This is a genomic window from Flavobacterium maritimum, assembly GCF_040049085.1.
Lineage (GTDB): Bacteria > Bacteroidota > Bacteroidia > Flavobacteriales > Flavobacteriaceae > Flavobacterium > Flavobacterium maritimum.
Window position 1 is genome coordinate 49849 of record NZ_JBDLZY010000001.1, and the last position, 13027, is coordinate 62875.

Genomic DNA, 13027 nt, shown 5'->3' on the forward strand with positions numbered 1-13027 from the left:
CTATACTATGAGATCTATTTTAATATTTTTTGTAACGCCCATTTTGCTTTTGGCACAGCCAAAAAAAGATAGCATAAAAGTGTTTTATTTAGGAGGACAATCCAATATGGAAGGTTTTGGCTATGTAAAAGGACTACCGGATTCTTTAAATAGAAAATTTAAAAATGTTTTCATTTACCAAGGAAACCCAGTTGGCGATAATGATGCAAGCGGAGGATTAGGAAAATGGGATGTACTGCAACCGGGTAGCGGAACTGGCTTTGTATCTGATGGAAAAAGAAATATACTTTCTGATCGATTTGGTGTGGAACTATCGTTAGCTAAAAAGTTGCAAGAATTGTATCCAAACCAAAAACTTGCTTTTATAAAATATGCCAGAAATGGATCATCGATTGATAGTATCGGAACATCCAGTTTTGGTGCTTGGGAGCCTGATTTTAATGGCGGAAAAGGGAAAAATCAATACGATTATTTTCTGAAGACTGTCAATAATGCGATGGCTGTAAAAGACATAAACGGAGATGGAGTAGAAGATGTTTTGATTCCAAGTGGTATCATCTGGATGCAAGGCGAAAGCGATGCGGATAAAACGGAACAAATCGCCAATCAGTATGGTGCGAATCTGAAAAGATTGATGGAACTGATGCGAGCTGCTTTCAGGAATAATGATTTACCTATTGTAATCGGAAAAATATCCGATTCAGGGAATGATACCGATGGAAAAGTTTGGGGTTTTGGTGAACTGGTGCAATATGGTCAAGAAAAATTTGCTGCAACACAATCCAATGTGGCTATTATAAGAACAACAAGTAATTATAAATATTCGGATAAATACCATTATGATAACGAAGGATATATTGATTTAGGTAAACAATTTGCAAACGCTATTTTACTTCTGAATAATAATGAGATTAAAAAGTAAATTAAATTTTGAGTTTTGTGTTTTTTTTGTGAACTAGCTTTTGTCTAAATTATTTAACAGGGAAAAGCTAGTTAATTATAAAAGCGGCAAATATTTCCTCTAATGATAATCGTAACTACTATTAGTTTTTTCGTGAAAAACAGATCAACAGCTAAAGTTGTAGATTCTTAGATTTAAAACGGAAAACTCAATAGAGATGTATGCAATGGTTTTTAAATCAGTTTGTTGAGGTTGCACTTTTTGGATGAATAAAAATGCTTTTTGTGAAAGATTCTCTTAAAAGAATGATTCTAATTTAAAATAAAGTGAGTGCTTTATAATTCAAAATTAATATATTTGAAGCAGTTTTTTAATTATGCTGACAATGATGGTAAGAATGATGTAAGTGTAAATAAAAAAGTATTGACTCTAAATCAAATTCCCTAAGGAACTTGTAGTTATGATATTAAATTAGGAATACAGATTTGATTAAAGAGAGAATTTAAAAGAGAGGTTGCCTTTTTTAGGCAGCCTCTTTTTTAATTCTGTTTCAATACTTTTTTTAATTAACAATTAACAATTAACAATTAACAATTAACAATTTTTAACTAACAATTCTTTAATTCTGGTTTGCAGCTTTCAATATCGCTTGCAGATTTTCTTCTGTAAATTTTCCTCCTGATAATAAAAGGAATTTATTTATTGGCATATCTGCCAACATGGCTTCTAAAAACAGAGCGGCTTTTTTCTCATCTTCTGTTTCAGGTTTTTTATTTTCACCTGTAAAACTTTGGACCAATTGTCCGTATATCTCTTGACTGTTTGGTGCTTTTTTGAATTCTTTGAATAAAGATTCACGGGTAAGAGCCACTTTTGCAGTTTTTGTAGATTGAATATCGATGGTTTGTTTTAGAGGTAAATCACGGGATGAACTTCCAACAAGAATATCAAATTTCCCTGATTTTATAGCCCAGTCATGAACTTTTGGGTTGAAATAAGCAAAATCACGTGAGGTCAATTTAAAACTAACTGTTTTTTCTTCGCCTGGCAGTAATGCTATTTTTTCAAAGTGTTTCAACTCGTTTTCAGGTCTTGCTATTTCGGTTTCTTGCTCGTGTACATATAATTGTATCACTTCTTTACCGGCTACTTTACCGGTATTTTTTACTTTTACAGAGATGGTAATATCATCAGAATCTTTGGCAGACGCAGTATTGGATTTAATATCTGAATAAGCGAATGTAGTGTAACTCAAACCGTATCCGAAAGGGAAATTTGGCTCAATTTTCTTTTTGTCAAAATAACGGTATCCAATATAGATTCCTTCACCATAGTTGGCATTTCCGTCTTTTGAAGGAAAGTCCATGGCAGTAGGAGTATCTTCTAAACGCATTGGGAAAGTCTCAGACAATTTTCCGGAAGGATTCACTTTTCCAGTTAATACATCGGCAATCGCACCACCACCGGCTTGACCTCCAAGGTAAGCTTCTGCAATGGCGGAAACACCTTTTTTCCAAGGCATGGTTACAGCTGCACCATTCAATAATACTACTACAATGTTTTTGTTTACTTCAGATACGGCAGCGATTAATTTGTTGTGGCCAGCAGGTAAATCCATATTGTTTCTGTCATAGCCTTCCGATTCGTAGCTGTCCGGTAGACCTGCGAAAATAATTGCTACTTCTGAATTTTTTGCATTTTGTACAGCCTCAGCAATTTTAGCCTCATCTGTTTCTCCTTCTATATTGTAACCCGAAGCGAAGCTAAATTCAGTTCCTTTGGCTAGTTTTTTCAATTCGTCAAAGGCATTCAAGATTTGTGTTGGGCGTACTTGTGAACTTCCTGCTCCTTGATAACGTGGGGTTTTTGCAAAATTACCTATGATGGCTACTTTTTTCAAAGAAGATTTTAGAGGTAAAATAGCATTGTCATTTTTTAATAAAACAATACACTCTCCACTTACTTGTCTGGCAAGTTCATTGTGTTTTTCTTTATTGACAACAATTCCTTTTTTATGACTGTCTTTTGCTTTTAGCGTTATTGCCAGTAAATCGGTTACGATTTCATCCAATCTTGCTTCAGATAAAGTTCCTTTTTTCACGGCTTCTACAATTTTTTTGTCATTAAAACCACCACTGGCAGGCATTTCTAAATGCAAACCTGCATCTACTCCCAAAGGTCTTTCGTTAACCGCGCCCCAGTCAGAAACAACAAAGCCTTTCAAACCCCATTTTTCTTTTAGTATTTGATTCAATAAATATGGGTTTTCAGAAGCATACACTCCGTTTACTCTATTATAAGAACACATTACTGTCCATGGTTGCGCTTCTTTTACAGCCATTTCAAAAGCAGGGAAATAGATCTCATTTAAAGTACGTTCGTCAACATTAGAACTATTAGACATACGTTCTGTTTCCTGACTGTTGGCAGCAAAGTGTTTCATTGAAGTTCCCACACCTTGGCTTTGAACACCATTGATAAAACCAACTGCTATTTTTCCGGCCAAAACAGGGTCTTCAGAAAAATATTCAAAATTTCTTCCTCCAAGGGGTGAACGTTTCATATTTACTCCCGGTCCCAAAAGGATTTGAACATCATTGGCTTGTGATTCGATTCCTAGAGCTTCACCCATTTTTTGAGCTAAGGCAGGATTCCAAGAAGAGGCAAGTGCAGATGCTGTCGGGAAACAAGTAGACGGAACACTATTGGTAAAATCGAAACCTTCTGCTTTACGTAAACCATGCGGACCATCAGTCATAAAAATAGATGGGATACCAAGTCTTGCGATTGGTTTTGTTGACCAGGCAGTTTCTCCTGAGCACAAAGAAGCTTTTTCTTCAAGGGTCATTTGTGAAACCAATTTCTTGGCTTTTACTCTATAGTCTACTTCTTGGGCAAACGATTGAACGGATGCTGTCAGTCCAATTAGTAGTAAAATAATTTTTTTCATAATCTTTAATTTGGTTGTTTTTTGATAACTAATATTGTAATATATTTGTATGTGTTATTTTGACGCAATGTACATATTTTTTTGATTCACAACGCATTTCACATAAAAATTTACATTTTTTTTTAGAAATGATTTTTTTTTCAGACTTTTTTTGGGAATTATGCTTGCATATAAATTAGATTTGCGTTTGCGACTACAATCATTTTTTTGTTTTAAACCAAATAGCAAATAAGGATGAATTTTGAATTTTTTATATTCCTTTATTTTCTTAAGAAAAATGAACTAAATTGCGACTTTTAAAGAGTATATTAATCACTAGAATTAATCACATGTTAAACTCCGTTTTGAAAGACTCTGAAAAATATCAGCCTGGTTTATCTATAGATTGTGTTATTTTTGGTTTCGGTGATAACCAACTAAAAGTTTTATTGGTTAAAACAGCTTATGGCGAGAAATGGGGATTACCGGGAGGATTTGTTCCCATGGATGAAGACTTAGATCTCGCGGCTAATAGTGTTTTGTACAAGAGAACTGGTTTAAAAGGCATTTTTCTTAGACAGTTTGCAACTTTTGGTGCCGTTAAAAGAAATGAAGGTCATTTTAATGATGCTGTTTTTGATATTTTGGGTACCCCTGTACAGGAAAGGAAATGGTACATGCAGAGGTTTGTGACTGTAGGATATTATGCTTTGGTGGATTTATTAAAAGCCGTTCCTCAGCATAAAAAAGAGAAAGAAATTGTAGAATGGATTGACCATAATGCTGTACAAGATTTAATTTTAGATCATAGGGAAATCTTGGATAAAGCCCTGGAAACCCTTCGTATGGAATTAAATTTAATGCCGGTAGGATATAATTTGCTTCCTGAAAAATTCACAATTCCAGAATTACAAAGACTTTATGAAACCATATTAGGAAGAAAACTGGATCGCAGAAATTTTCTCCGCAAAATAACGGCTATCGGAATACTCACAAAACTGGACGAAAAGAAAAGCAATGTTGCACATAAAGCACCCAACTTGTATAGTTTCGACAAAGACCGATACGAGGAAGTGTTAAAAAGCGGATTGCATCAAGGCTGGTAATTTTCAGGTGCAACTATTGAACAATATCTTATTTTAGAAAAGGATATGGATACAATTGGATTCTTTTTTATTCCCAATAATCTTAGCTACGATTAAAAATATCCAGTTCCCGACATACAAAACATATTAGTGATGAAAGAATCGTATTCATTAAAAGCATTCCGATTTTTAATTGTGTTTTGTTTCTTGACAACTGCCATTGGAAAGAGTCAGGAAATAAATAGTTTTAAGGATTTAAATCAAATCATTAAAAATTCCTCCAAATACGATCAGAAAAAAAGAACAGAGATTGATAGTTTTAGAACTGCTTTAAAAAACACTAAAAAAAGTGACTTATTAGTTCGTTATCATCTGAATGAACAAATGTTTTACCAATTTAAATTCTTTAAAAGGGATTCTGCATTTTACTATGGTATTCAAGCTAAAAATCTGGCACATCAAATAAACGATAAGTCGCTTATAGCCAATGCTAATATGAATTTGGCTGACATTTGTGTTTCTTCGGGGATGTACAAAGAGGCCTTGGACTTTTTAGAGCCATTGAAGATTAATGAAGCTGACAAAACTTATGGAAGTCTTTATTATGGCGTATTAGGGCGTTGCTATGGTGATATGGCAGAATACAGCAATACTCCCTATTTTAATAAAGAGTATGTGAAATTAGCGCGTAAGTACAGAGAAAAAGCACTCTCCTTAACAGAGGATGGTTACTTTTTTCACTACTTTTTGAAAGCGTTTAATAAATCTAAGAATAACCAATTGAGAGAAGCGGTTGACGAGTTTAATATTCTTTTAAAGAAAAAGAATATGCCTCATGACCAAGCCTTAGTTCATTATATGCTGGGGGATTTAAACAAGCAATTGGGAAATATTGATGAGGCTATTATCCACTTCAAAGAAGCCGTGATTTTTGATATTACAACCTCCACAAAAGAATCCCTGGCTATTATAAAACTTTCCGAGCTTTTATTTAAAAAAGGAGATCTTACAAATGCTTCAATTCTGATTCGAAAGGCAAATGAAGATGCTTTCTTTTACGGAGCGCAACAGCGTAAGATACAAGTTGGTGAAATTTTGCCGCTTATTGAGCAAGAGATTCTTCAGATTGTTGAAAAGGAAAAGGAGCGAATTTATTGGCAGTACATCATTGTAAGCGCTTTTTTAGTCCTTGCAGTTTGTTTTGTTATCATCATCTATATACAATTCAGAAAATTAAATAAAGCGAAGAAGATTATTGCTGATGCACATCAAAATCTGGAAAGCATCAACAAGCAATTGCGTAACGTGAATGAAAAAATTAAATCACGAAACATAGAAATAAAACAAGTGAATAAGCAGCTTTTGGAGGCTAATAAAATCAAGGAAGAATACTTAGGATTGTTTTTTACTCAATATGATGGCATTTTTGAGAAGTTTAATTCTTTCATGATGATAATGAAAAAGAGTATTGACGAAGAAAATTATGAAAAAGTAAAGCGCACTATTTCCAGTTATAATTTAAAGCGTGAAAAAGAGAAACTTCTGGAGAATTTTGATACCGCATTCATAAATCTTTTTCCCAATTTCATCTATGAATTTAATTCATTAATGAAAGAGGAGTACAAAATTAAGCTAAGCAAGGATCAATTTTTAACTAAGGAATTAAGAATTTACGCATTAATCAGATTGGGAATTACACATAATGAAATTATAGCGCAAATTTTAGGGTATTCTATTAATTCAATTTATGCGTACAAAACAAAAATCCGCAATAATTCGATTATAAATAAGGATGATTTTGACCAAAAATTACTCAAAAACACCACTTTGAAGCTATAAAAAACACCCTTTTTTCTATATGCTGTTTTTGTTTAAAAAAACAATAAAACAATAATAATCAATACATTATGGTTTATTTTTATTTGAAATAGGCCATGTTTTTCTATATGCTATTTTGGGGGGGTTTTCTCGCTAGGTTATTTATGCATTTTTGTACTGGTTGTGTTCCATATTAACACAATCAAATGCTATTTTAACCTAACCCAAAATTAACGTATTATGAAAATTACTTCATTTGATAGGACAAAATTTGCCCTATTACTCTTAATTTTTCTTGCCACCCCATTCCTTATGACGGCTCAAAATGGAAAAATTAAACTATCCGGTAAAGTGGTGGACGAAACCAATAAGCCACTTCCCGGAGCAACTGTTTTGCTCAAAAATACCAATGTTAGTACTATTACTGATTTCGATGGAGGTTTCAGCCTTTTAGTATCAGACGAAAATCCTGTTTTTATTGTTTCTTACATGGGATATAAATCCTTAGAAGTAAAAGCACAAGGAACAAATTTATCAGAGATTAAATTATTGCCGGAATCAACAACTCTGAATAATGTAGTGGTCATTGGATACGGGCAATTGAAGTCCAAAGACATTACTGGATCCATCGCCACCGTAAAAGTAGCCGATTTGATGAAGCAACCCGTAGCCAATATTGGTGAAGCGATTCAGGGACGAGCTGCGGGTGTTCAGGTAATTTCTTCGGGACAGCCTGGAAATAATCCAACATTTCGAATCAGAGGAACAGGAACTATCGGGAACAATGATCCACTGATTGTGGTGGACGGAATGCCATTGACCGGAGGCTTGAATCAGGTAAATATGAACGATGTGGAGAGCTTGCAAGTGTTAAAAGATGCTTCTTCAACAGCGATTTATGGTGCCAGAGGAGCAAATGGTGTTGTTATTATTACTACCAAAAGAGGAACTGTGGGGAAGTCATCTCTAACTTTAGACGTGTCTACAGGGGTGTCTGAGACTACGGAAATGCTTCAAGTATTAAATGCTTCACAATTTGCGAGCCTTCATAATGAAATACTATCCAATGCGGGTTTGACTCCTAATCCGGATTTTCAAAACCCTGCTTCTTTAGGAGAGGGAACGGATTGGGTAGATGCCTTTTTTAATGCAGGATTTCAAAATAATTATACATTATCCTACATGTCAGGAAATGAACAATCCAAAGTGTATACCTCTTTAAATGTTTTCGACCAGAAAGGGGTGATTCTAAATACAGGCTATAAAAGATACATTTTACAGTTTAATAGTGATACAAAAATCTCGGATAATTTAAAATTTGGAAACAGCATTAAATTAAATCACGATGTCAAAAATCAAGGGGATTTTAATATTCAAAATGCATTACTTTCCCTTCCTACACAGCCAATCTATAGAGAAGACGGAGATTTTTCAGGACCGATAGGGCAACCTATTTATTCTGGGGATATTGAAAATCCAATTGGGAAAGCCACAATAGTGGATAACGACACCAAAGGATATAATGTTCAAGGAAATTTATTTGGCGAACTGACCTTTTTAAAAGATTTGAAATTTAAAACCCTTTTGGGAGCAGAAGCTAATTTTTGGAAAAACAGAACTTGGGCGCCATCTTATCAATGGGATAGTAAAGGAAGTGAAAATGCCTATTTGTATGAATCATCGAATCAATCCATTACTTTGCTATGGGATAATACCTTGACGTATCATAAAAAATTTGATAGCGGAATTAATGTAACGGGAGTAATTGGGACAAGTGCCCAAGAAAATAAATTTGAATACATCAATGGTTCCATTCAAAATTTCCCAAGCGAAAACACACAGACCTTAAATAACGGTATCGACCAAACAACATTGCACGGAAGTGGTTCAGAATGGGCGATATTCTCTTATTTCGCCAGAGGCAATTTTGATTATAAAAGCAAGTATTATGTAACAGCAACAGTAAGAAGAGATGGTTCTTCGAGATTTGGTGAAGGAAATAAATATGGAACATTTCCGTCAGGATCATTAGCCTGGAGAATTTCTAACGAAGGGTTTTTTAAATCGAAAGCTGTTAATGATTTAAAATTAAGATTGGGATATGGAGTGACAGGAAACCAAGAGATCGGGAATTATTCTTTTTCTTCCAACTACAATACCTATCTGTATAATTTTAACGGATCTTATGTCAGTGCAGCTATTCCAACCGTTTTGCCGAATTCGAATGTGAAGTGGGAAGCTCAGGAACAATTTAATTTGGGTATTGATGCCAGTCTTTTTGACAATAGAGTCAACCTGATTTTAGACGCCTATATAAAAAACACCAACGACATGTTAGTACCTCAATCCGTTCCGGTTACTTCTGGTTATTCTGATATTTATGTTCCTTACATCAATGCGGGGAAAATCCAAAATAAGGGGGTTGAGGTGGTTATTAATACCAAAAACATACAGAAAGAAAAGTTTTCATGGACTACCGATTTTGTGTTTTCAGCGAATAAGAATGAAGTAATTGATTTGAACGGTGATGTTCCTTTGATTACCGGAGGCCTTGGATTAAATTATAATGTATCCAGAATTCAGGAAGGATATCCCGTTAATGTATTTTATGGTTTTGTTCAGGATGGGATTTTTCAAACACAAACCGAAATTGATAATCACGCGGTTCAGGTACAAGGAACTTCATCCAGTAACAGTACTTCTCCGGGAGATGTTCGATTCAAAGATTTAAATAACGACGGTCTAATAACGGATGTTGACAGGACTTTTATAGGGGATCCTAATCCCGATTTTTCTGGTTCATTGAATAATACTTTTACCTATGGTGATCTTAGTTTAGGTATTTATTTGCAAGGGGTGTATGGAAACGAAATATTCAATGCCAATAGATTGTATACTGAGGCAATGTCCATTACAACCAACCAATCTACTGCAGTTTTAGACCGATGGACGGCAGCTGGAACCAGCAACAGTATGCCAAGAGCCGTATATGGAGATCCAAATAATAACAATAGGGCTTCATCAAGATACATCGAAGACGGTTCTTATTTGAGAATTAAAAATGTGACGCTTTCTTATAATATACCAATTGATTTGCAAGGGAAGAAAGTTTTTGATTATATAAAAGTATATCTATCGGGACAGAATTTGTTCACATTCACTGATTATACCGGTTTTGATCCAGAGATTTCCACCAACGGAATCGATAACAATGTATATCCATTGACAAGAACAATTTCTCTTGGTTTAAATGTTGGATTTTAATAAATAGAAAACATGAAATTTATAAATAAAATAGTTTTTGTATTAGTAGTTTTTACTTGTACACAGTGTTCCAATGATTTTTTGGATAAAGCACCTTTGGATACCATAAACACTTCAAATTATCCAACCAATGCCGAAGAATTAGTCACATTGATGAACGGAGCGTATCAGCCGATGCAAAGGCCGAAATTATACAATATGAGAATGTGGACCTCAGATATAATGGCGGGAAACAGTATCGTTGGTGCCGGAGGAGGATCAGACGGAATTGAAACCCAGGACATGTCTAACTTTGTGACCACTACTGATAATGCGGGAGTACTGGATATTTGGAGAGGGCCGTGGCCAGGAATATTGATGTCTAATATCGTTTTGAAAGTAGCTCCAGATTTAGCGATAGATCAAAATATAAAAAACCGTAGCATAGGGGAGGCTCATTTTTTGAGAGCGCATTACTATTTTTTATTGGTGCGTTATTTTGGTGACCTGCCTTTAATCACAACTCCTCAAAGTTCGGATGATGATTTATTTCCGGTGCGAGTTTCCAAAGATTTAATCTACCAACAAATTATTTCCGATTTAGAAAAAGCTGCGGATTTACTGCCAAACAAAAGCGAGTATACAGGAAGTGATATCGGAAGAGCCAATAAAGGAGCTGCTTTGGGCGAATTGGCAGAAGTTCATTTAACTTTAGGGAACTGGCAAAAAGTGGTCGATTTAACCACGCAAGTTGAAGGTTTAGGTTTTAATTTAAATCTTAATTATGCGGATAATTTTAATCCGGTTACTGAAAATTCCCGTGAATCCCTTTTTGAAGTCCAATATGAAAGTGATGGGGGTTATAGTTTTTGGAGTGATGAAAATCAAGCATCTTGGACCAGTACTTTTATGGGGCCAAGAGGGAGTAATTTCGTAGGCGGTGCTTACGGCTGGAATCAACCTACTCAGGAGTTTATTGATGCATATGAGGTGAATGATAATAGAAAAAATGTAACAGTATTGTATGAAGGTGCCCCTTTGTTTGATGGAAAAACATACAGCGCTTCTTATTCATTAACGGGCTATAATGTTAGAAAATTTTTAATTCCATTAAGTGTTTCTCCTTCTTATGATAACAGCCCTTTGAATTTTCCAGTAATACGATTTTCTGATATTCTGTTAATGAAAGCTGAGGCATTGAATGAGCTGGGACAGACCGCGCAAGCTGAAGCTCCATTAAACCGAGTACGAAAAAGAGCTGGTTTAGCGGATGTGGCAAAGGGTTTAAGTCAAGCTGATTTTAGAGAAGCTGTTTTGCGTGAACGAAGAATGGAATTTGCCTTTGAAGGACAAAGATGGTTTGATCTTATACGTGTGAATAAAGGCCAATACGGACTTGATTTTCTTCATTCCATTGGAAAAACAAATGCCACTCAAAAACATTTATTGTTTCCAATTCCCCAAATAGAAATTGATAGAAATCCAAAATTAACCCAAAATCCTGGGTACTAAAAAATAGTATTATGAACAGAAATAATTTAATAAGAACACTGTCGATTCTCGGTGCTTTGTTTTTAGCATTGATGAACACATCCTGTGAAGATTTAATGAGTGACCCAGTTCTGAATAACAATGATGAATTGGCATTGACTGTTTCCAGTTCAGAACTGGTTTTAGATGAGCGCAGCCCAAATGACAACCTGACTTTTAATTGGACAACAGGAACCAATTACGGAACCAGCGCTTCCATCAGTTATATATTGCAAATTGATAAAGAAGGGAACAATTTCGCAAGCCCTTTAGAATACGAGATGGGAACTAATAATTTTTCATTTTCCATCAATTCGGCGACTCTAAACTTTATCATGTTGAATACATTTGGCGTTCAGCCGGGCGAGACTCAAAATTTTGAAGCAAGAGTAATCGCCACGGTTGCAAAGTCAACTGCTGCGCCCCAAGTAGCACTAGCCGCTTTTTCAATTAGACCTTATTTACCTGTTTCAAAAGAGTTGTATATCGTGGGTAGCGCAACTTCAGTGAGTTGGGATGTGTCTAGTGCGATAGCGTTAACTCCTTCAACTTCATCGCCCGGAAAATTCATCTTTCAAGGAATCCTAAGTCCGGGATCGTTTAAATTACCTGTTAGCAGAGACGCATGCTGGTGTCAGGATTTCTATACCAAAAGTGCATCAGCCGACAATATGATGGTTCATAATATTGGCGGAAGCGGCGACGATTTGCAATGGCAAATTACTCAAGGAGGTCAGTATAAAATAACCGCTGATTTACTGAGTTTATCAATTACTATTGAAGCAATAACAGGCCCTTCATTTACACAAATCTGGATGGTTGGAGATGCTTCTCCAAGTGGATGGACCGTAGATTCTCCGCAGGCATTTACACAAAGCCAGGATAACCCATTTGTGTTTACCTATGAGACGAACTTCGTGCAAGGAGAATTCAAAATTTTTGCAGGCCCTTTAGGGAATTGGTGTGGCGAATGGTTCAGACCGTTGACAAATGGGCAGGCTTTATCATCAACTAGTGTGGTCCAGAATTCAGGTTGTGATACCGATAATAAATGGAAAATTTCAGCATCTGATGTTGGCAGGTATAAAATAACCTTAGATACACAAGCGAACACGATCAGTATTCAAAAAGTAAATTTATACATCGTAGGAGATGGTGGTCCAAACGGATGGAATATCGGTAGCCCCGCAGCGATGGGGTATAGTAACGGTAATTTTGTATATAACGGACCTTTAGGAGACAGTAACGCTACAGGGGAGTTTAAAATTTCAAAATTCTATGGTGATTGGTGTGATGGAGATTGGATCAATGCAGCTACAGCAAATCAATCTTTATCGAATGGGAATTATATTGTTACTCATGGTTGCAATGGCCCTGATAATAAATGGAAATTACAGACAGGTGATGCCGGTTCGTATCAGATGTCTATCAATCTAGATACGCAATCGATGACTATTACACGTCAATAAAACAATTTCAGACCGGGTTATTGGAGGAATAACCCGGTCTATTTTAAAATAA

At 35.4% G+C, this 13027-nt stretch carries 7 protein-coding genes; 6 read left to right on the forward strand and 1 reads right to left on the reverse strand.

What is annotated here, in order from left to right; all coding sequences use genetic code 11:
• The first annotated feature begins 7 nt into the window (after positions 1 to 7).
• Positions 8 to 922: a sialate O-acetylesterase gene (locus ABEB23_RS00135; RefSeq protein ID WP_348810361.1), complete on the forward strand. Its 915-nt coding sequence runs from the start codon at positions 8 to 10 to the stop codon at positions 920 to 922.
• A gap of 598 nt (positions 923 to 1520) precedes the next feature.
• On the opposite strand, the gene ABEB23_RS00140 is transcribed toward ABEB23_RS00135, so the two are convergent.
• A complete protein-coding gene (locus ABEB23_RS00140; RefSeq protein WP_348810362.1) occupies positions 1521 to 3851 on the reverse strand; it encodes a glycoside hydrolase family 3 C-terminal domain-containing protein in 2331 nt (776 codons plus the stop codon).
• A gap of 329 nt (positions 3852 to 4180) precedes the next feature.
• Between ABEB23_RS00140 and ABEB23_RS00145 the strand changes: the two genes are divergently transcribed.
• The 5 genes from ABEB23_RS00145 (at position 4181) to ABEB23_RS00165 (ending at position 12975) form a co-directional block, all read left to right on the forward strand.
• A complete protein-coding gene (locus tag ABEB23_RS00145; RefSeq protein WP_348810363.1) occupies positions 4181 to 4936 on the forward strand; it encodes an NUDIX hydrolase in 756 nt (251 codons plus the stop codon).
• Positions 4937 to 5068: 132 nt separating this feature from the next.
• The gene (susR, locus tag ABEB23_RS00150; protein WP_348810364.1) at positions 5069 to 6754 is read left to right on the forward strand and encodes a SusR family glycan utilization regulator; all 1686 of its coding nucleotides are present in this window, start codon (positions 5069 to 5071) and stop codon (positions 6752 to 6754) included.
• Between the two features lie 219 nt (positions 6755 to 6973).
• The gene (locus tag ABEB23_RS00155) at positions 6974 to 9997 is read left to right on the forward strand and encodes a SusC/RagA family TonB-linked outer membrane protein (protein ID WP_348810365.1); all 3024 of its coding nucleotides are present in this window, start codon (positions 6974 to 6976) and stop codon (positions 9995 to 9997) included.
• Positions 9998 to 10009: 12 nt separating this feature from the next.
• A complete protein-coding gene (locus ABEB23_RS00160; protein ID WP_348810366.1) occupies positions 10010 to 11488 on the forward strand; it encodes a RagB/SusD family nutrient uptake outer membrane protein in 1479 nt (492 codons plus the stop codon).
• Between the two features lie 11 nt (positions 11489 to 11499).
• Positions 11500 to 12975, forward strand: a complete 1476-nt coding sequence (locus ABEB23_RS00165) for a SusE domain-containing protein (RefSeq protein ID WP_348810367.1) — start codon at positions 11500 to 11502, stop codon at positions 12973 to 12975.
• The last annotated feature ends 52 nt before the right edge of the window (positions 12976 to 13027 follow it).

Coding starts and splice junctions, on each gene's coding strand:
- ABEB23_RS00135 (WP_348810361.1), top strand. CDS start 8: ATGAGATCTATTTTAATATTTTTTGTAACGCCCATTTTGCTTTTGGCA.
- ABEB23_RS00140 (WP_348810362.1), bottom strand. CDS start 3,851: ATGAAAAAAATTATTTTACTACTAATTGGACTGACAGCATCCGTTCAA.
- ABEB23_RS00145 (WP_348810363.1), top strand. CDS start 4,181: ATGTTAAACTCCGTTTTGAAAGACTCTGAAAAATATCAGCCTGGTTTA.
- susR (WP_348810364.1), top strand. CDS start 5,069: ATGAAAGAATCGTATTCATTAAAAGCATTCCGATTTTTAATTGTGTTT.
- ABEB23_RS00155 (WP_348810365.1), top strand. CDS start 6,974: ATGAAAATTACTTCATTTGATAGGACAAAATTTGCCCTATTACTCTTA.
- ABEB23_RS00160 (WP_348810366.1), top strand. CDS start 10,010: ATGAAATTTATAAATAAAATAGTTTTTGTATTAGTAGTTTTTACTTGT.
- ABEB23_RS00165 (WP_348810367.1), top strand. CDS start 11,500: ATGAACAGAAATAATTTAATAAGAACACTGTCGATTCTCGGTGCTTTG.